Annotated in this window: 29 protein-coding genes; 24 read left to right on the top strand and 5 right to left on the bottom strand. The window is 59.0% G+C overall.

Annotation, left to right across the window (positions count from 1 at the left end; all coding sequences use genetic code 11):
• Positions 1-10 precede the first annotated feature (10 nt).
• The 8 genes from pstB (at position 11) to ACR0DO_RS14875 (ending at position 5,920) form a co-directional block, all read left to right on the top strand.
• On the top strand, positions 11-808 hold the full coding sequence (gene pstB, locus ACR0DO_RS14910) for a phosphate ABC transporter ATP-binding protein PstB (RefSeq protein WP_170671479.1): 798 nt from the start codon (positions 11-13) through the stop codon (positions 806-808).
• A gap of 16 nt (positions 809-824) precedes the next feature.
• Positions 825-1,535: a phosphate signaling complex protein PhoU gene (phoU, locus tag ACR0DO_RS14905; RefSeq protein WP_170671477.1), complete on the top strand. Its 711-nt coding sequence runs from the start codon at positions 825-827 to the stop codon at positions 1,533-1,535.
• A 3-nt stretch (positions 1,536-1,538) separates the two neighbouring features.
• A complete protein-coding gene (gene phoB / locus ACR0DO_RS14900; protein ID WP_480559856.1) occupies positions 1,539-2,228 on the top strand; it encodes a phosphate regulon transcriptional regulator PhoB in 690 nt (229 codons plus the stop codon).
• Between the two features lie 109 nt (positions 2,229-2,337).
• The gene (locus ACR0DO_RS14895; RefSeq protein WP_480559854.1) at positions 2,338-3,567 is read left to right on the top strand and encodes an acyl-CoA dehydrogenase; all 1,230 of its coding nucleotides are present in this window, start codon (positions 2,338-2,340) and stop codon (positions 3,565-3,567) included.
• Positions 3,568-3,817: 250 nt separating this feature from the next.
• Entirely contained in the window at positions 3,818-3,979 is a 162-nt protein-coding gene (locus ACR0DO_RS14890; protein WP_480559852.1) for a hypothetical protein, read from the top strand.
• Between the two features lie 79 nt (positions 3,980-4,058).
• Complete coding sequence (locus ACR0DO_RS14885; protein WP_480559851.1) at positions 4,059-4,565, top strand: hypothetical protein; 507 nt, start codon at positions 4,059-4,061, stop codon at positions 4,563-4,565.
• A gap of 59 nt (positions 4,566-4,624) precedes the next feature.
• Positions 4,625-5,344 carry a hypothetical protein gene (locus tag ACR0DO_RS14880; RefSeq protein WP_480559849.1) on the top strand — a complete coding sequence of 240 codons (720 nt, stop codon included), beginning with the start codon at positions 4,625-4,627 and terminating at the stop codon, positions 5,342-5,344.
• 327 nt (positions 5,345-5,671) lie between these two features.
• Entirely contained in the window at positions 5,672-5,920 is a 249-nt protein-coding gene (locus tag ACR0DO_RS14875; RefSeq protein WP_480559847.1) for a hypothetical protein, read from the top strand.
• Positions 5,921-5,996: 76 nt separating this feature from the next.
• On the opposite strand, the gene ACR0DO_RS14870 is transcribed toward ACR0DO_RS14875, so the two are convergent.
• On the bottom strand, positions 5,997-6,146 hold the full coding sequence (locus ACR0DO_RS14870) for a hypothetical protein (RefSeq protein ID WP_480559845.1): 150 nt from the start codon (positions 6,144-6,146) through the stop codon (positions 5,997-5,999).
• 105 nt (positions 6,147-6,251) lie between these two features.
• On the opposite strand from ACR0DO_RS14870, the gene ACR0DO_RS14865 reads away from it, so the two are divergent.
• The 14 genes from ACR0DO_RS14865 to ACR0DO_RS14800 all read left to right on the top strand — a co-directional run bounded on the left by ACR0DO_RS14865 (position 6,252) and on the right by ACR0DO_RS14800 (position 12,846).
• Positions 6,252-6,770, top strand: coding sequence for a hypothetical protein (locus ACR0DO_RS14865; protein ID WP_480559843.1), 519 nt, complete (start codon positions 6,252-6,254; stop codon positions 6,768-6,770).
• Positions 6,771-6,890: 120 nt separating this feature from the next.
• Entirely contained in the window at positions 6,891-7,223 is a 333-nt protein-coding gene (locus tag ACR0DO_RS14860; RefSeq protein ID WP_480559842.1) for a hypothetical protein, read from the top strand.
• A 39-nt stretch (positions 7,224-7,262) separates the two neighbouring features.
• Positions 7,263-7,388, top strand: a complete 126-nt coding sequence (locus ACR0DO_RS14855; protein ID WP_480559841.1) for a hypothetical protein — start codon at positions 7,263-7,265, stop codon at positions 7,386-7,388.
• A gap of 13 nt (positions 7,389-7,401) precedes the next feature.
• Positions 7,402-8,217, top strand: a complete 816-nt coding sequence (locus ACR0DO_RS14850) for a major capsid protein P2 (RefSeq protein WP_480559839.1) — start codon at positions 7,402-7,404, stop codon at positions 8,215-8,217.
• A 163-nt stretch (positions 8,218-8,380) separates the two neighbouring features.
• Positions 8,381-8,638: a hypothetical protein gene (locus ACR0DO_RS14845; protein WP_480559837.1), complete on the top strand. Its 258-nt coding sequence runs from the start codon at positions 8,381-8,383 to the stop codon at positions 8,636-8,638.
• Positions 8,638-8,856, top strand: a complete 219-nt coding sequence (locus ACR0DO_RS14840) for a hypothetical protein (RefSeq protein ID WP_480559836.1) — start codon at positions 8,638-8,640, stop codon at positions 8,854-8,856. The genes ACR0DO_RS14845 and ACR0DO_RS14840 overlap by 1 nt, the downstream gene beginning before the upstream one ends.
• A complete protein-coding gene (locus ACR0DO_RS14835) occupies positions 8,856-9,215 on the top strand; it encodes a hypothetical protein (RefSeq protein WP_480559834.1) in 360 nt (119 codons plus the stop codon). The genes ACR0DO_RS14840 and ACR0DO_RS14835 overlap by 1 nt, the downstream gene beginning before the upstream one ends.
• On the top strand, positions 9,212-9,802 hold the full coding sequence (locus ACR0DO_RS14830; protein WP_480559832.1) for a hypothetical protein: 591 nt from the start codon (positions 9,212-9,214) through the stop codon (positions 9,800-9,802). Before ACR0DO_RS14835 ends, ACR0DO_RS14830 begins: the two co-directional genes overlap by 4 nt.
• A complete protein-coding gene (locus ACR0DO_RS14825; protein WP_480559830.1) occupies positions 9,799-10,065 on the top strand; it encodes a hypothetical protein in 267 nt (88 codons plus the stop codon). Before ACR0DO_RS14830 ends, ACR0DO_RS14825 begins: the two co-directional genes overlap by 4 nt.
• On the top strand, positions 10,062-10,508 hold the full coding sequence (locus tag ACR0DO_RS14820) for a hypothetical protein (RefSeq protein ID WP_480559828.1): 447 nt from the start codon (positions 10,062-10,064) through the stop codon (positions 10,506-10,508). The genes ACR0DO_RS14825 and ACR0DO_RS14820 overlap by 4 nt, the downstream gene beginning before the upstream one ends.
• 1 nt (position 10,509) lies before the next feature.
• A complete protein-coding gene (locus ACR0DO_RS14815) occupies positions 10,510-11,301 on the top strand; it encodes a lysozyme family protein (protein ID WP_480559826.1) in 792 nt (263 codons plus the stop codon).
• 1 nt (position 11,302) lies between these two features.
• The gene (locus ACR0DO_RS14810; protein ID WP_480559824.1) at positions 11,303-11,533 is read left to right on the top strand and encodes a hypothetical protein; all 231 of its coding nucleotides are present in this window, start codon (positions 11,303-11,305) and stop codon (positions 11,531-11,533) included.
• Positions 11,530-11,703, top strand: a complete 174-nt coding sequence (locus ACR0DO_RS14805; RefSeq protein ID WP_480559822.1) for a hypothetical protein — start codon at positions 11,530-11,532, stop codon at positions 11,701-11,703. Before ACR0DO_RS14810 ends, ACR0DO_RS14805 begins: the two co-directional genes overlap by 4 nt.
• A 375-nt stretch (positions 11,704-12,078) precedes the next feature.
• Positions 12,079-12,846 (top strand): SDR family oxidoreductase, encoded by a 768-nt coding sequence (locus tag ACR0DO_RS14800; RefSeq protein WP_480559820.1) that lies wholly within the window; start codon positions 12,079-12,081, stop codon positions 12,844-12,846.
• On the opposite strand, the gene ACR0DO_RS14795 is transcribed toward ACR0DO_RS14800, so the two are convergent.
• Together ACR0DO_RS14795 and ACR0DO_RS14790 are read right to left on the bottom strand one after the other, a co-directional pair.
• Positions 12,843-13,712, bottom strand: coding sequence for an acyl-CoA thioesterase (locus ACR0DO_RS14795; protein WP_480559818.1), 870 nt, complete (start codon positions 13,710-13,712; stop codon positions 12,843-12,845). The two genes, ACR0DO_RS14800 and ACR0DO_RS14795, sit on opposite strands and share 4 nt — an antisense overlap.
• Before the next feature lie 51 nt (positions 13,713-13,763).
• Positions 13,764-14,984: a serine hydrolase domain-containing protein gene (locus tag ACR0DO_RS14790; protein WP_480559816.1), complete on the bottom strand. Its 1,221-nt coding sequence runs from the start codon at positions 14,982-14,984 to the stop codon at positions 13,764-13,766.
• Positions 14,985-15,157: 173 nt separating this feature from the next.
• Between ACR0DO_RS14790 and ACR0DO_RS14785 the strand changes: the two genes are divergently transcribed.
• Entirely contained in the window at positions 15,158-15,763 is a 606-nt protein-coding gene (locus tag ACR0DO_RS14785; protein ID WP_480559814.1) for a DsbA family protein, read from the top strand.
• Here the strand turns inward: ACR0DO_RS14785 and ACR0DO_RS14780 are convergent.
• Positions 15,760-16,782, bottom strand: a complete 1,023-nt coding sequence (locus tag ACR0DO_RS14780) for a phosphotransferase family protein (RefSeq protein WP_480559812.1) — start codon at positions 16,780-16,782, stop codon at positions 15,760-15,762. The two genes, ACR0DO_RS14785 and ACR0DO_RS14780, sit on opposite strands and share 4 nt — an antisense overlap.
• A gap of 21 nt (positions 16,783-16,803) precedes the next feature.
• A complete protein-coding gene (locus ACR0DO_RS14775; RefSeq protein ID WP_480559810.1) occupies positions 16,804-17,622 on the bottom strand; it encodes an SDR family oxidoreductase in 819 nt (272 codons plus the stop codon).
• Between the two features lie 134 nt (positions 17,623-17,756).
• Here ACR0DO_RS14775 and ACR0DO_RS14770 point away from each other — a divergent pair, with 134 nt between their 5' ends.
• On the top strand, positions 17,757-18,770 hold the full coding sequence (locus ACR0DO_RS14770; protein WP_480559808.1) for an NADPH:quinone oxidoreductase family protein: 1,014 nt from the start codon (positions 17,757-17,759) through the stop codon (positions 18,768-18,770).
• Positions 18,771-18,799 lie beyond the last annotated feature (29 nt).

The following is an 18,799-nucleotide window of genomic DNA, read 5'->3' as shown; positions in this document are numbered from 1 at the left end:
GGGGCTTATTATGAACGACATGAAACGAGTGGAGAGAACCGTGGACTCCAAAGCCATCAAGATCGCCGCGAACAAGGTTCAGGTCTACTACGGTGACACCCATGCCATCAAAGACGTGGATGTTCAGATCGAGGACAAGACCGTCACCGCCTTCATCGGCCCGTCGGGTTGCGGCAAGTCCACGTTCCTGCGCTGCCTGAACCGGATGAACGACACGATCGATATCTGCCGGGTTGAAGGCGATATCCTGCTGGACGGTGAAGATATCTATGACAAGCGCGTCGACCCGGTGCAGCTGCGCGCCAAGGTGGGAATGGTATTTCAGAAGCCGAACCCGTTCCCCAAGTCGATCTATGACAACGTGGCCTATGGCCCGCGTATCCACGGCCTGGCAAAGAACAAGGCGGAACTGGATGAAATCGTTGAAAAATCCCTGCGTCGCGGCGCGATCTGGGATGAGGTCAAGGATCGTCTGGACGCGCCTGGCACCGGCCTGTCCGGTGGTCAGCAGCAGCGTCTGTGCATCGCCCGTGCCATCGCCACTGCCCCCGAGGTCCTGCTGATGGACGAGCCGTGCTCGGCCCTGGACCCGATTGCTACTGCGCAGGTCGAGGAACTGATCGACGAACTGCGCTCTCGCTATTCGGTGGTGATCGTGACCCACTCGATGCAACAGGCGGCACGTGTCAGCCAGAAAACCGCATTCTTCCACCTCGGCAACCTCGTCGAATTTGGCGAGACGGGGCAGATTTTCACCAATCCCGAAGATCCCCGCACCGAAAGCTACATCACCGGCCGGATCGGCTGAGCACAGGTATACAGGTATGACCGAACAACATATTGCATCCGCTTTCGACCGGGACCTTGAGGCAATTCAGGCCCATATCATGAAGATGGGCGGCCTTGTCGAAGCCGCCATCATGGGCGCCGCTCGATCCTTGGAAACCCGCGACGAGGAACTCGCGCAACAGGTCCGTCAGGGCGACAAGGCCATCGACGCTTTGGAAGAGTTGATCGACGAAGAAACCGCGCGTCTGATTGCGTTGCGGGCTCCGACGGCCAGTGATTTGCGTTTGGTTTTGTCGGTGCTCAAAGTGTCCGGCAACCTTGAGCGCATTGGTGATTATTCGAAGAACATCGCCAAGCGGACCACGGTTTTGGTCAATGCGGGCGAAATCAACGGCAGCGCTGCCGCCTTGCGCCGCATGGCGCGCGAGGTCGAACGGATGCTGCGCGACGCGCTGGACGCTTATATTCAACGCGATGCCGAATTGGCGACCGATGTCATCAACCGCGACGAAGAGGTGGACCAGATGTACAACGGCTTGTTCCGCGAGTTCCTGACCTTCATGGCCGAGGATCCGCGCAACATCTCGTCCTGTATGCACCTGCATTTCATCGCAAAAAACATCGAGCGCATGGGCGACCACGTGACCGCGATTGCCGAGCAGGTTGTCTATCTCGTGACCGGGGAACGCCCGGCCGAGGCGCGCCCGAAAGCTGATGTAACTTCGCATACCCCTCAGGAGATCTGACAAATGTCTGCGGATCAGCCCACCGTTCTGGTCGTTGAAGATGAACCGGCGCAGCGTGAAGTTCTGGCCTATAACCTCGAAGCTGAAGGTTTCCGCGTGTCCCGGGCCGCCAGCGGCGATGAAGCCATGCTGTTGGTTGACGAGGAACATCCGGACATCATCGTGCTGGATTGGATGATGCCGAACCTCAGTGGCATCGAGGTCTGCCGTTGTCTGAAATCCCGCCCGGATACGCGATCGATTCCGATCATAATGCTCTCGGCCCGCACCGAAGAGGTCGACAAGGTGCGCGGCCTTGAAACCGGCGCGGATGACTATGTGGTCAAGCCATATTCGGTTGTCGAGCTAATGGCGCGGGTGCGGACGCAACTGCGCCGCGTGCGTCCCGCCACGGTCGGTATCCGGCTGGAGTTTGACGATATCGTTCTGGATTCGGAAACGCACAAGGTCAGCCGTGACAGCAAGCCTTTGAAACTGGGTCCAACCGAATTCCGCCTGCTGAGCACTTTCATGGAAAAACCGGGCCGTGTCTGGAGCCGTGAGCAATTGCTGGACCGGGTCTGGGGCCGTGATATCTATGTCGATACGCGCACGGTTGACGTCCATATCGGTCGCCTGCGCAAGGCACTGACGCAACATGGCGGCGATGACCCGGTGCGCACGGTTCGCGGTGCCGGATATGCGCTGGGGTAAAACCGGGGCAGGGTATGAGTTTTGCTCATGGTCAGATGCGAAACTCTTACTGTCTTTTGGTCCGGGGGCGGGTTAGGTTGCGTCGAAGCTGACTAAGCGGAGATGCATCATGAACGCCCCTGACACCAAGCCAACTCTCCGGGACAAAGACGCGCCCGACATGGGCAAGTTCGCATGGGATGATCCGTTTCGTCTGTCCGACCAGCTGAACGAAGACGAACGCATGATCGCGGCCAGCGCGCAGGCTTACGCGCAGGAAAAGCTGCAGCCGCGCGTGACCGAAGCGTTCCAGAACGAAGAAACCGACCCCGAGATTTTCCGTGAGATGGGCGAGATGGGCCTGTTGGGCACCACGATCCCCGAGGAATACGGTGGCCTTGGGGCAGGGTACGTCTCTTACGGTCTTGTCGCGCGCGAAGTCGAGCGTGTAGATTCCGGCTACCGCTCGATGATGTCGGTGCAAAGCTCTTTGGTGATGTATCCCATCTATGCTTATGGCAGCGAGGACCAGCGACGGAAATACCTCCCAAAACTGGCCAGTGGCGAATGGATCGGCTGTTTCGGTCTGACCGAGGCAGATGCGGGTTCGGACCCGGCCGGCATGAAAACAAAGGCCGAGAAGATCGACGGTGGGTATCGTCTGACCGGCAGCAAGATGTGGATCTCGAACGCGCCGATTGCTGATGTGTTTGTGGTTTGGGCAAAGTCCGATGCACACGATGGCAAAATCCGGGGCTTCGTTTTGGACAAGGGGCTGAAAGGTCTAAGCGCCCCGAAAATTCAGAACAAACTGAGCCTGCGCGCGTCGATCACCGGTGAAATCGTTCTGGATGGTGTTGAGGTCGATGAAAGCGCTCTGCTGCCGCATGTTCAGGGCCTCAAGGGACCGTTCGGCTGTCTGAACCGCGCGCGGTACGGCATCAGCTGGGGAGTCATGGGGGCCGCCGAATCCTGTTGGCACGCCGCGCGTCAATACGGTCTGGATCGGAAACAGTTCAATCGACCGCTGGCGCAAACTCAGCTGTATCAACGCAAGTTGGCGGACATGCAGACCGAGATCGCCTTGGCACTGCAAGCAAGCCTGCGCGTCGGTCGTCTGATGGATGAGGCCGAAGCCGCGCCTGAAATGATCTCGATCGTCAAACGCAACAACTGCGGCAAGGCGCTGGATATCGCGCGGATGGCGCGGGACATGCACGGTGGTAACGGTATCTCGTTGGAGTTCCAGGTCATTCGACACATGGTCAACCTCGAGACGGTGAACACCTATGAAGGCACGCATGATGTACACGCGCTGATCCTTGGGCGGGCACAGACTGGGCTACAGGCGTTCTATTGAGGTTTTCGCGTAATTGGTACTACAGTGAGATAAGGTTTCTTATGGTAAAACAGGGATTTGGGCATAAAAAAAGCCCCAACTGATCCCCGGACTTTTACCACAAAGACACGAATCAGAAGGGGCTTTGGCCTATAAGGCTTGCCCCGAAAGTACCTTAAAGCGCGTCCGCAAATCAAGGTCAGGTTTGCCCTAATAGGGACACCTTAAGATGAGGCGCAGAGGGCCAAATTTCAACAAAGCGGACAAAGATATGGTCCGCGTTCTCCTGTCCAAGGGAAATAGCATAAGGACGATTGCCAAGGTCATGGACCGGGGCAAATCCGGGGTTCATACGCTTGTTGAGCGCATGAAAGAGACCGGCGAAATCGACCAGATTGTTATGGACTTGGGGCAGGTCGATGAACAGAAATAGCGCGCCCAGACCCTACGGACAGTCTTATCAGCTTCGAGCAGCCAACGCAGCGATTGCGGCGGGCTGTAAGGGCAACGAAATGGGCATTCTGTATTGCCTGTTCATGAAAATTGATTTCAGCACCGGGACGACGCCAGAGATCGCCCACAGGGACCTAGGGGCGGACATGGGCGGCTTGTCGTTCGATACCGTCAGAAAGTGCATTCGGGCGCTCAGGGATGCGGGTATCGTACGCTATGCTGATTTCCGTGGCCGGGGCGTCAAATGGGCCGACAACAGCGGCCACGCGAACCGATATCAGATGGCGTTGCCACCGGTTACCCCTGTGGAAAAAACACACAGGGGGGTGGGTGAAAAACACCCAGACCCCCTAGGAAAAAACACACACCACTACAGTAACCCATCTTTATCAGATGGGGCTGACGCCGCCGCTGGTCGCGGCGAAGGGGATAAAGCGCCCCTGATACCCGACACAGACAGAGGGGGAGAGCCGGTCACTTTCTTGGTGCTGTGCAAGCGGCATGGCTACCCCCGTGCGCGAGAAATCGAACGTGCGTGGCAAGCCGCAAACGTGGCGGCAGAATGAGGCCGCTACGCGGCCAGCTTAGAAAACAGGACGGGTTGAGAATTTTGGGACAAGATCAGGTGGCAGTGCTGTTTGCGAGGCGGGACAGCATCTACAAGAAACTGGACGGGTGCGATGTATGGGACGCGGATCGGGACGCAAGGCGGTATTGCGGTGATGGGCCGGTGATCGCACATCCACCGTGCCGCAGCTGGGGCCGGTTGAAGGCGTTCGCCAAGCCGGAACCGGGCGAGAAAGAGCTAGGAGAGTTTGCCGTGGACGTGGTGCGCCGGAATGGCGGCGTTCTGGAACATCCGGCAGGGTCTACCTTGTGGCGCGCGAAGGATTTGCCGCGCCCGACGATGGGCAAGGATGAGTTCGGCGGCTGGACGATCCTTGTCAGGCAGTGCGACTTTGGCCACCCGGCGGAAAAGGACACGTGGTTGTATCTGGTCGGCATCGACCTTGAGACCATGCCGCGCCCGGAAATCGAATTTGGCATTCCGACGCGCCGCGTCGAGCAGCTGGGCCGCGCCGCGCGCGAGCATACGCCCGAGAAGCTGGCGCGCTGGCTGGTGCAGCTGGCCAGGTCCACCGATCGCGGCGATTGTCATTGCACGAAGGTCGAGCAGGATGAAAGTTGCCCGGTCGGGTATCCGTCGCTGTTGTGTGGCGACTGCGACGGAACCGGGTCGAGAAGCGGAAAGGGCTGGCTGCGCCGCAACGCCGGCCGACCTGGCCAGGTGGATCGAGGCGAGCCGGCCGCACCTGGCCAGCTGCAATTGGGTTTCGGGTTCTGAACTCTGCCCTACTGGCCAGGTGGTCCGGAGTTTCGAAACGAGACCGGAACGGGGCGGCAACAAAGGCGGAACGGGCCAGCGGGGCAGGGGGCAACCTCTGCCCTTTTTGCGTGGCGGGGGAGGGGCGCGGCCTCTCTCGTCCACCTCGCGCCCGGTAGGTCGATCCGCGCGGCTGAGGTCAACGAGAGGCGACGTTTCGGCCTACGCCGGGTAGGGTAGGTGAGTCAAAATGTCCAGATTAGGGGGTGGTGTCGATCTGATACGGTCCTTGGCAGCGGTTGAAACAAGGCCGCGACAATCAACTTACGGAATATAGGCCCCCCCCCTATGAATGATTACAAACTGACCGAACGCGCACGTGATCTGGTGAAGCGCGCCGAGAACGTGAAGAATGCCAAGCCCTTTGACCGTCCGGGGCTGGCGCTGCAACTGGCCGAGGACATGACCGCGCTACTGGTGACGATGGCGACGCAGCTGGACAAACTGAAACCCCTTGCCGATGTCTGCGACCGCTGCATCGTGGAAAACGAGGACGGTTCAGTCGATTTCCTGATTGATAATCTGGAAGACGCCTGATGGAGGCCGGGGCAGGGGTGCCCGCAAGAACCCACGTTGCCCGGTGGCGCTGCATCGACTGTCAGAAGGTCGTGTTTTACGCCGCCACAAAGGCCGGTGATCTGCTGATGATGACCTGCCAGCACACCGATGAAGAAACCGGCGCGCGCTGCAACTGCCAGCACAAGATGAGCCGCAAAAAATCACACAAACTGATCGCCGAATTCAAGGAAACCGGCGCAGTCATCGACCTCAACAAACGGATGGTAATCACACATGGCAAACCGCAAAACGAAAACCGACCCCCAAGAACCCCAGAACCAGCCCGACCCGCGTAGTTGCGTTTGATCCCATGCTCGATCTGAACGGCCCCGGCTGGAAGTCCATGAGCGGGCAGGTGGCCCCGGTGGCGAAAGAGGCGCTGAAAGCGCGCTGTAAGGTCAGTTACCACCCCGCCAAGGGGGTGAGTGCCGTAAAAGCCCTTGATGCCCTCAGCGCGGCTATTTTGGACGTGCAGGCCGGTTTCCGGGCCGGGAAGCACAAGCACAAAATCCTGTTCGTGGTCGAAGAGATGGCGAAATCGTTCCCGCTGCACGCTGGCAAGGACGCGCCCAATTTCGTGGAAATCTGCGACCGGGGCCGACACTACGGCATTCGGCTGTGCGGCGTGTCTCAGGGCGTCAACAAAACCGGCATCGACTTCCGCGACCGGCTGGACGCGGTGTGTGTGCTGGCGCAGATGCGGAAAGGGGCCTGCGAGGTTGCCGCCGACCTGATCGGGGAGAACTGGCAGACTGTCCGCGAATTGGAGAACTTCCAGTATCTCGCCTACCACCGGGGAAAGCTTACCCGGGGGGCCACAAAAAAGTGATATTCCCTACCCGGGGTATACCCTACGCCGGGTAGTCTGAAATCACCCTCCGAACCTGCCAATGAAAAGGCCTCAGCCCCGACGCTGGGGCCTTTTTTCGCACAAACGGAAGGTGACAATGTGAAATCCTCTACCAAACAACTTCTGATCGGTGTTGGCGGGGCCGTGGCGGCGGGGCTGATCCTGCAACGCATCACGGGCCGGGGCAGCACGATCAACCCTGAGCTTGTCTCAGGCGCGCCCTACGGCAATTCAATCGCGGCAACGGAGGCTGTCATGGCCTCCGCACCGGCCAAACCCCAGAAAACGGCCCCCAGCAAGCAAGCCGGGGCAGCGGCTGCGGTTCGCCCGATCATCAACTTTTTCACACCGCCGACCTACGAGGGCAAAAGCCCGTTCGCCTATGGCTATGGAACCATGAATATCGACGGTTCCGGCGGCGCAATGATCTGACCCACCCCCCCCTGAAATCCTGCAACAGAAAGCTTCAACATGACCAAAGCTGATCAACGTATCTTCATCTTCTCGCTTGCGGCGCTGGCCGCTGGCGGTCTGGCCCTGCGGTATGGCCGCAACATGCCTGTGATCCGCGATATCGCGGCTGGCTACGGCGCATAAGGGGGACTGACAGATGAGCCAGTTTTCCCGCACCCCGGAACTGATCGGTTCCATGTCGTCCATGGTTCCCGGCACTCAGGCCACCATGAACATTCCCCGCAGCCATACCTACTTTTCGCTGGGTCTGCTGTTCGACATTGATGGCGTCACCCTGACCCCGGCCAACGTGCACACCTACGTGGACAAGATCACCCTGCGCGTAAACGGTGAACCGCGCTATGAGGTCAAAGGCACCCAACTGCAGAAGTTCTGGGCCTGCCGTAACACCGATGTTGCCAACAACTTTGTGCCGATCCTGCTGGCGCAGCCGCATATGCGGTCAGCGGCGGGCGAGGACGTGGCCGGGTATGGCACCCTTGATGTCCGCAATTTCGAGATTCACGTCGATCTGAAAGCGGGCGGGCACACCATCAACCGTCTGGACCTTTACGCCGTGCGCGGCGCAAACCAGCCGCTGGGGCCGCATTACCGCCTGTCCACCTACCGCCGGTCTGCCCCCGGCGCGGGCGACTTCGAACTGAACAGCTTCACCCGTGCGCAGCAGCGCATCAAGGCGCTGTTCATCGGCACCGACAAGATCGACGATGTGACCCTGAAAGCGGACGATGTGATCATTCACTCGTCCAAGAAGGTTGTCCGCGAAGGCTTCCTTAAGGCGCTGGCAAAGCGGTCCGAAAACGGCATCACCATGATCGACCTGAACTCCTCGAACCGCCTTGAGGATGAGTTCGAAGTGATGGGCCGCGACGTCCGCATGACCCTGAACATGTCGGATGCCGCAAGCTTCGACATGCTGGTTGAAAGCGTCGAGCAGATGGCAACCGCCTGACCCCTCGGGGCGGTTCCAACAGGCCGCGCGGTGGACCTCCTGACCGCGCGGCCACAGACATTCGAAAGGACAGGCTTTGTCACTCGTAAGCAGAATTAGCAACGCATTCAAAAACCCGGACGGGACATGGGACACAACCCGCATGAACGGCAGCGGCGGACGTGTGTCAGAAGATAAATTCGAAAAGTGGGTCACACGGGCCGGACAGCTTGGCTCGGCCTACAATAATTTCCAGATGGAAAAGGCGCTGCTGGAAGAACAGCGCGACCGCACCAGCGTTGAGACGGGCGTATACGTTCCCGGCCCGCAGGATGTCAGCTATGCCCCCCCGGATGGTGAAGGCTTCCAGATTGGCGGCATGAGCATTCCGCCCATGTATCTGGCTCTCGGTGCTGTTGCCCTGCTGATCGCGGTGAGCTGATGGTGGACCCTCTTTCCCTCGTCGGTGGCGACCTGTCCGGCTCTCTGACCGGGCCGTCCTCGTCCGCATCCAGTGACGGAACGCAGGCCAGCCCGTTCAGCGTCAATTTTACGGACATTGGCAGCGGCAACAGCGCCAGCGCGTCAGGCGGTAACGTCACGCTCTGGCTGCTGGTCGGCTTGGCGGCGCTGTATCTGCTGAAAAAACGGAGGCGCTGATGGGTCTGTTTTCATCCAAGTCGTCGGCAAAGACTTACAACACCGACCAGCGCGGCGCGGCTGATGATGGGTCGCTTGTTGCAACTGGTCGCTCGTACATATCGCAAAATCAGTCCACCACGCTGAACGTCGATTCTGAACGCGCGTTGGAACTGGCTGAGAACACCGTGCAGGGCGCATTTGATGCGCTGGCGGAAAGTAACTTCCGGGCGGATCAGATCGCCCGCGAAGCACTCGGACAGGCGCAGGCATCCAGCCTGCGCGCATCAGAGTCCGACCTGAAAGAAATCGCAGAGAGCGCCGTGCCCCTGATGATGATCGTCGGGGGAATTCTGGCGTGGAGGGCCTTCAACAAATGAACAAGCAACCGACCTATTCGCGGTTCAAATCACCCATCGGGGCAGGTGAGGAAATCACCGTCCACAATGTTGGCAATCTGGTGTCGCTGCTGGGTGCGACCGGCCCGGTAGAGATCGCCCTGGGCGATGGTGCATTCATCCCGCTGGACGTTGGCCAGACCGTCAGTTTTCAGGATGAAGAGTTTGATCAGGTGCGCATCAGGGATGCGTCGAACGCGGTCAATTCGGTCGATATCTACGTTGGCCGGGGTGAGTTCTTTGACCTGCGCTTTTCGGCGGTGGGTGTCGTCAAAACAACGGCCCGCGCGCCTGAACTGTTCGAAAACTATGTCAAGGTTTGCACCAATGCCGTGGTGACTGAGTTCGTGCCGGATGATCCGTACCGCGATGAGATCACGATTGTAAACGGGGCAGGGTCTTCCGGCCCGATCCACGTAGGCGGCAGCGCCACGGCGGTGCAGAATGAGGGCATCCCGGTACAGCCGGGGCAGTCCTACACTTTGCGGACGCGCGCGCCGATTTATGTCCGCAACGATAGCGGCGCAGACGCGACCGTACGGGGCGTGGCAACACGGTACTCGTCATGAGCGGCCTCGGACCTGTCCCCGTAGGCACGGCTATGGCGAAACTCGGGGCCACGGACGTGGGCAGCATCGTTTTTGCGCGCCTGCTGGTTCAGGCCACATTCGGCAACGCCTATGCCGGTTCTCAGCTACAGCGCGCCGGGTTCCATACCGGGCCGGGAACAACGACGCCGAGTTGGGGCAACGCGCTGCCCGGTACGTGGGTGGCGCTGTGCCATTCGGAGGCCAATCAGCCGACATTCGGCGCATTTAAGAGGATCGCATGAAGTACCGGAACCCTGTTTTCAACCATGCTGGCGGCGTGGACGTTGAGGCCGAATTGCCGGGGATCGGCTGGGCACCTTACACGGTCGAACCGGGCAGCGCATTGGACGCTGAAATCCGTGCTGCGGGCGGGATTGCCACCTATGTGGCACCGCCCAAACAGCCCGCACAACTGGACCCGGCGCGCTTTGAATTTCTTCTCGCTCTGACCGGCTTTGGCGACGTCTGGGCCGGTCTGGAAGCCGCAGCCAGGTCAACCGGCGACATGGCGCAGTATGCGGCCCTGAAAGCCGAACGCGCCCGCCGGTCATTCCACCAAGATCGCACCTTGGCCGTTGTGGCGCAGTTCCGCGCCGCCGCCGCGAAGATCGCGCCGGACGTCGATCTGAGCGACGATGCGATCAAACAGGCTTGGGAACAGGCCGAAGCGTGGGGAGGGCTGTAAGATGGCAGCTAAAAAAGCCATTGGACTGGCGGGCCTGCTGCTGGCCGCATTCAGCATCAAACCGGCCACCAAACAGACCGGCGCGCAGCTTCACGTTGTCCGTAAATCCAAGCCCGCAAACCCCGGCCTTCAGGACCGCATTCAGGCCGTGTTTGGGGACAGGTTGTTTAACTTTGGCAACCGCGGTGAACCTGGCCAGGTGGATCGAGGCAACGTAACAAAGGCCAGCTATTCGCCGCAGCCAGGTCAACCGGCCAACACGAACCGGAAACCGTCCGGCGGGGCAGGGGTCGGCGCTCTGCTGAACCTGATTGGCAGCGCCGAAGCGCCGAAGGGATACGACCAGATTTGGGGCGGTATCAATCTGGCCGACTACCCGCCCAAGCCGATCACGCAAATGACCATCGGTCAGGTGCTGGCATGGCAGGACAGCATCGACCGCAAGTACCAATCCGAGGCGGCGGGCCGCTATCAGATCCTTGAAGACACGCTGCGCCGGATTTACCGCCGCGCGGGCCTGACAACCTCGGACCTGTTCAGCCCGGCCAACCAAGACAAGCTGGCCGTGGTGCTGATGACCGACGCGGGCTTGGATCGCTACCGCAGCGGCGCTTGGACTGCCGAGAAGTTTGCCGACCGTCTGGCCCGCGTCTGGGCCGGTCTGCCGGTGCAATCGGACCAACCCGGCCACAAGGTCAACGTGCGCCGTGGGCAGAGCTATTACGCCCGCGACGGGCTGAACAAAGCCACAGTGAAACCAGAGGCCGTTCTGGCCGCAGTACGGAGGGTGTGACATGCCGTTGATTTTGGGCGTACCACTTTGGGTTTGGATCACGGGCGGCGCAGCCGTTGGCGCTGGCGTCGGAGCCAAGGTGCTGATTGACGAGGCTGGCGAGACTGCCGAGCAGATGGGGGACGCCGCAGAACCGCTTGCCAAGGCGGTGGACTCGACCACGCGGCTGCTGACCGTCTCAGGCGTCCTTATCGGCTCATACATCGTTTACCGGGAGGTGCTGCGCAAATGACAGAAACCGCAGCCATCGCCGTTCTGATCGCCGCAGCGGTGGCAAACACGGGATTGCTGACCGGGATATTCTTCCGGCTTGGCGGTGTGACCCGAGGTCATGAGGATCACGGGCATAGAATAGGAAGGCTGGAAAACGCAGTCTTTACACAGGAGTACGGAACACAATGAACGTAGCAACTGCAATCGCCGGACGTCTGGCAACGCCCGCAATTTTCACCGGATTTGGGGTTATTCTCGCCAACATCGCACCAGACTTGTATTCGTCCATGTGCAGCGTCGGTTAAGGCGCTGTAATCACACACAAAGAACCAAAGGGCCGGAATTCGCGTTCCGGCTTTTTTTGTGTCTAGGCGAATTCACGCTTGACGGGAAATTTGCGGACAGGCTACCAAAGGCTTACCACAATGACACAGCAGACCGGACCTACAGGAGAAACGCGTATAATTGGTATTATGGTTAAAATCAGTTGACACCAAATACCAGATTGCACAACAAATCAAACAAGTTACCGTATGAACCCGAACCAGCATTCGGGATTGAGACATGGAACTGAGCGGAAAAACTGTGGTTGTTACCGGAGCCGCTCAGGGCATCGGCAAAGGTCTGGCTGAACGGTTCGCCCGTGATGGTGCCAATGTCATTTGCGCGGATATTGACGAAGACGGTGTTCAGAGCGTGGCCAAGGACATTGGTGGTCACGCGCTGGTTTGCGATGTTTCGCGCGAAGTTGACATCAAAACGTTGATCGAAACCGTCGAGGATACGATTGGTCCGATTGATCTGTTCTGCGCGAACGCTGGTATTCTCACCCTTGGCGGCCCAGAGGTTCCTGACGAGGATTGGGACCGGATCTGGAAGATCAATGTGATGTCCCATGTCTGGGCCGCGCGCCACTTGGTGCCGCGGATGATGGCGCGTGGCAGCGGCTATATCATGATCACGGCTTCGGCTGCGGGATTGCTGAACCAGCCAGGCGCTGCGCCGTATGGCGTGACGAAACACGCGGCCGTTGGCTTTGCCGAGTGGCTGTCTTTGACCTACGGACACAAAGGTCTGCGTGTGTCGGTCCTGTGTCCGCAGGCCGTTCGGTCCGTGATGACACGCGGACACGAAGTTTCTGTCGCGTCGATTGATGGAATGTTGGAACCTGAAGACGTGGCGCGGGCCTGTGTCGAAGCCATCCGTTCCGAGCAGTTTCTGGTGCTGCCGCATCCTCAGGTTTTGGATTACATCCGCAACAAAGCTGGGGATTATGATCGTTGGCTAGGCGGGATGCGTAAGTTAAATCAGCTGTTTATCAAAGGCAGCTAAGGCTTTTTGCGCGCTTTACGCATCAGGCCTTCCTGTGCGACCGAGGCGATCAGGGTGCCGTCCTGCGCGTAAATCGAGCCGCGGTTGAAGTTGCGTCCCTGCCCGCTCCATGGCGACTCCATCGCGTAAAGATGCCAGTTTTCAAAGCGAACCGGCGCGTGAAACCACAAAGCGTGATCCAGGCTGGCAAAATTGACCTCACTACTGAACAAACTCAGCCCATGCGGCCGCAATCCTGATGTCATCAGGTACATGTCTGACGCGTAAGCCAAAAGAAGATGCTGAGTTACCGGATCGGCATCCGCAGCGGCGTCCATGCGGAACCAGATCTGATTGTGATCGTCAGATTTTTCGGGGCTAAAGGGATTCTGGTGGTTCACTTCACGCGCCTGGATTGGCCGCTCGCGCAACAGCTCGCCGCGTAGTTTCTCGGGAACCAGATCGACGTATCGCTGCCGCAACTCCGATCGTTCCGGGTAGCTTTCCGGGGCCTCGGTCGGCGCCATGGCATGTTGATGGTCCCAGCCTTCATCCTGAACATGGAAAGAGGTCGACATGTTGAGGATTTGCTTGCCGTTTTGAACTGCGACAACGCGCCGTGTGGTCATCGAGCCTCCGTCCCGCGCTCTATCAACTTGATAAATAACGGGAATGGATGGGTCTCCGGCGCGAATGAAATAGGCGTGTAGAGAATGGCACAGACGATCATCTACGGTTCGGTACGCGGCCGCCAGAGCCTGCGCAATAACCTGACCACCAAATATACGGGTCGGAGTCTCGCCGCCGGAACCCGTGCCGCGAAACAGGTCGACCTCAAGCCTTTCGATGTTCAAAAGGTCCAAGAGGATACGTTCTGCTTCGGTCATGCTAAGGTCTCCGGTTTGTCGTCCCGGGCTTGGGTATCAGCGCCGGAAAGGTCATTCAATCATTGCCCCGAGGACAAGCGCCTTTAACTCAGCCCGCGACGGGTATGAACTGGACGGTGAAAGCTGCGTGAAGAAGACGGTCGTCAGATCGTTTACCCGGTCGATCCAGAAAAAGGTGGACGCCATGCCGCCCCAGCTGAAATCACCAACCGAGCCCGGCACACGGGTCCTGCCGGGGTTCAGCACCACTGCGCCACCAAGGCCAAAACCGGTGCCTTCCATGGGTTGCTCGGCAAAGCTCTGTGGTCCCATCGAGGCTATATCGCCCGGTAAGTGATTGCGCAGCATGTAATCTACCGTTTTCGATCCCAATGGACGGTGTCCGATACCCTGCCCCCGGTTCCGCAGCATTTCGGTAAAACGGGAATAGTCGTCGATTGTGCCGACCAGACCGCCGCCCCCTGAAAAGGTTGTGGTGTGTTCAAACGGAGATTCTCCGGCCTGATCGACAAGCCGAAGGCTCTCACTGCCGGTTTCGGCTGAGTTCAGCGCCATCGCGTCTCCGGCCAAAGGGGTATAGAGCGAGGCAAACCGATCCCCTGCCCCCGGCGGCACCTGGAATCCTGTATCCTGCATGCCCAGCGGTTCAAAGATCTCCTGCGCAAAGAACTGATCCAGCGGCTGACCCGAAACCACTTCGATCACGCGCCCCAGAACATCTGTGCCGACAGAGTATTCCCAGCGGGTTCCCGGCTGAAACGCCAATGGAAAAGCGGCCAGATCGGCCACACGATCCGCCAGAAGGCCTTGATCTGGCTTGAACATCAGGTCCTGTTCATCCATCGCCTTGGGCAGCACTCCGGGGTTGAACGGGTAGCTGAGGCCGCTTGTGTGGGTCAGCAATTGATGCAGCGTCGGTGTCGGCGCGTCCTCGGTCTGGTCCAGCCGTTCAGCACCCGGAATCAAAGCTTGCATGTTACGAAATTCCGGAAGGAAATCCGATAGTTGAGCGTCCAGATGAAACAACCCGCGCTCGGCCAGCATCATCAGTGCGACAGTGGTCACCGGCTTGGTCATCGAATAGATGCGTACGATCGTGTCGCGCTGAAACGGCAGACCGTTTTCGACGCTCCTTTGACCGCAGGCGTTGAAAAACACCTCGGCCCCTTTGTGTTTTACCAGCAAAGAACTGCCCGCGTATTTCCGTTCATCGACATAGCGTTGCATCCAGTCGGTGATACGGGTCAGGCGCCTGGGATCGAACGCTGTCATCTGCAACCTGCCTTCCGTCTCATTGCCGCGATCTTGCGGCCTTACACGCTGAATTGACAGGGAAATCGACCAGAACGGTACGTTTGACCCAGCGGGCTGCTACACTGAGTGGGTAGAGGATTCGCTGTCACGAGTTGGAGACATTTCACCACCTACCCTATCGGAGGAGAAATATGACACAAGATATTGAATTTGTGTACGATTTCTGCAGCCCGAATGCTTTTCTCGCGTACAAGGCCCTGCCCGCTCTGGCTGATAAACATCGCGTCAGGGTAAAACATGTTCCTGTTCTGCTGACTGCAGTGTTCAAGGCCACCAACAACCAAAACCCTTTTAAGGCGTTCTCGGAAAACCGTCAGAAAACGGCATACCTGACCCATGATCTGCACCGGTTTGCGCGTGCCCGGGGCATAAGTTTTCACATGAGTCCGCACTTTCCGGTCAATACCAAATTTCCCATGCGTGGCGCGGTGTTTGCGTCCGGGAAATCGTGGGAATCCAAATACATAGATGCCATATTTGATGCCATCTGGGTGCATGGTCAAAAGGTCGACGAGATCGGCGTTCTCACCGAAATCCTGCACGAGAACGAATTGCCTGTACGCAAGCTCCGCGAGGCGATGACCAGTGTCGAGGTTAAGCAGCAGCTCAAGGAGCAAACCAAAGCCACCGTAAAGCGTGGTGTCTTTGGCGTGCCAAGCCTTTTTGCAGGGTCCGAGATGTTCTTTGGCAAGAACAGCCTTGGAAATCTGGAACTGGAGCTTTCAAAGGGGGCCTAGGCCTTTAGTGCGGCCAATCCATGCTGCGCGAACATCGGGACATACGAGCCCAGAACCACGGCGCGCTTCGGATCCGATGCGTTGCCATCCTGCGCGCGTTTGTAGACACCCTGCAGAATTCCCGCCATGCGGAAGAAATTGAACGCCAGATAGAAGCCGAAATTGTCGATGCCGGACAGGCCGCGACGTTGGCAATACCGGTCGATAAAAGCCTGATCGGACGGCAGCCCCAAGCTGTCACGGTCGATACCTGCCAGCCCCCGGCCCTCGGTACCGGGTGGCATCCGCCATTGCATTATTACAGCCGCCAGATCCGCATAGGGGTGCCCGATGGTCGACAGTTCCCAATCCAGCACACCGATGCACCGGGTACCGTGTTTCTCGAACATCAGATTGTCGATGCGGTAGTCGCCATGCACCAGCGTCCTTTGCCCGTCATCCTTTGGAATGGCATGTTCCAGAGCTTCAATCAGGGCGTCCATCTCGGGAATTTCCGCGGTCTCAGAGGCGCGGTACTGTTTGGTCCAGCGCGCAATCTGCCGTTCGAAGTAATTTCCGGGCGGTCCGTAATCGGACAGCCCGGCGGATTCGATATCAACCATGTGCAGCGCGGCCAGAACCCTGTTCATTTCATCCAGAACGGCGCTGCGGGTATCGTTGCTTTCGCCGCTCATGGTGGGATCCAGAAATATGCGCCCGTCAAGATGTTCCATGACGTAGAAATCCGAGCCGATGACGCTGTCATCCTGACACAGCAGATACATCCGGGGGACCGGCACCACGCTGTCGGTCAGAGCGGACTGCACGCGGAATTCCCGGTCCACCGCGTGCGCGGATTTCAACAATATCCCAGAGGGTCTGCGGCGTAAAACATACGTCTTCTCAGGGGTTTGCAGAAGAAAGGTCGGGTTAGACTGGCCAACCGCAAACTTGGTTGCCTCTAGCGGGCCTCGATACCCCGGAAGATGGGCGTTGAGATAGGCGTCGACGGCTGCGATGTCCAATTGTGTGCTACTCATCCTGCTCCTCCGGATCACAGCTTAAAAGGCTTCGGCAAAGATGTTTCCGGCCGTCACCACATTTATGCCGCCAGATACCGGGATCACCGCGCCGGTCACGTAACTCCCTCCGCGCCCGCACAGAAACAGCATACAGCCAGCAATGTCCTCATCGCGCCCAACGCGCCCCAAAGGGACGGATTTGCCAACTTTTGCCCGTGTCGCTTCGTCGCCCGTGGCAAAGGCCGTCATGCGTGAAACAAAAGGCCCAGGCGCCAGCGCGTTGACCGTGATGTGGTAGGGTGAGAATTCCTTGGCCATGATCTTTGTCAGGTGCAGGACAGCCGCCTTCGACGCCGAATAGCTGTAGGCGCCGTCACCCATCGGCACCTCGCCCATGACCGAGCCAACGTTGATCACCCGTGCCGGATCGTCGGCAGAACCGGATGCCATCAACACAGGCAACAGCTTTTGGGTCAGGTCGAACAGGCCCGCGACATTGACCGACATGATCTTTTCCCAGGCTTCATGGGGAAATTGACCCATCGGCGCGCCCCAGCTTATGCCTGCGTTATTCATAAGGATATCAAGGCGATCTGTGCGGTTCCTGACTTCGGACGCAAGCGCTTCGACCCCTTCCTTGGTGGCAACGTCGCCGCCGAAGCCTTCGGCCTGACCGGGGACGTCCAGCGCATTCAGCTCTGCCGCGACGGCTTCGCAGGCCTCGGTCTTGCGCGAAGCGATCAGGACGCGCGCCCCGGCCCGCACCAGCGCCTCGGCCGCCATTCGCCCAATCCCGGTGGCGCCACCGGTGACAAGCGCAGTCTTGCCTTGCAAAGAGAAAAGCGTTTCGGGGGTCATGGTCTGCTCCTGTTGTTCTGTGCCGGGTGCTTCCCCGGAATGGACGTCGATGAGCGAAACAGGAGGTTTCTTGACAAGACCTGTTGCTGCGCCAAAGCTCTTATCTACTGAATAACAAGGATAACGGGTCTGATATGCAAGCTTTACTCAGCGTCGCGCCGGGCGGGCCGGAAACACTGGAACTGACCACCCTCCCCGATCCATCACCGGCAAGGGGCGAGCTGTTGATCGGAATCAGGGCAGCGGGCGTCAATTTCCCGGACACGCTGATCATTCAGGACCGTTACCAGATCAGACCGCCCCGCCCCTTTGCGCCCGGCGGTGAAATCGCAGGTGAAGTGCTGGCCATCGGTGAAGGCGTCAGCGGCTTTGAAATCGGCGACCGGGTACTGGCGCTGACCGGCCACGGTGGGTTCGCCACGCATCTGTGCATCCCGTCGGCCACCGCGACCAGGTTCCCCGACACGATGCCGTTCGAGGATGCGGCCTGTTTCATTTTCACCTATGGCACCTCTTATCACGCGTTGAAGGATCGGGCTGATTTGCAGCCCGGTGAGACGCTGCTGGTGCTTGGTGCCGCGGGCGGTGTCGGGTCTGCTGCGATCGAGTTGGGCAAGGCCATGGGCGCGCGGGTGATTGCCGCCGTATCCTCGCAAGACAAAGCGGATTTCTGCCGAAGTCTGGGCGCGGATGAAACGGTTTTGTATGCGCATGACATGGATCGGGACTCGCAGAAGAGGTTCACCAGTGAAATCAAGGATTTGTCTGCGCCTTTGGGAGTAAATGTCGTCTATGACGCGGTGGGTGGAGACTATGCCGAACCCGCACTGCGCAGCATGGCGTGGAACGGCCGCTTTCTGGTGGTCGGTTTTCCGGCGGGCATCCCCAAAATTCCATTGAACCTGCCGTTGCTCAAAGGCTGTCAGATCATGGGCGTGTTCTGGGGCGCTTCGGTGATGCGTGATCCCGTCGGGCATTCGGAAAATGTGAGGGATTTGTTCCAGTTATACAGCGAAGGAAAAATCAAACCAAAGATCAACGCACGGTATTCGCTGGACCGCGCATCCGAGGCGCTGTCGCATATGACAAGCCGCTCTGCTTTGGGTAAGACCGTAGTGACAATGCCGGTTCACGCCGAAGGTGAGTGACGTGACTTCCCCCACTCGCCCTATGCGCG

The sequence above is a fragment of the Ruegeria sp. AM9 genome (genome assembly GCF_056540565.1).
This window is presented reverse-complemented; position numbering and strand designations above follow the sequence as displayed.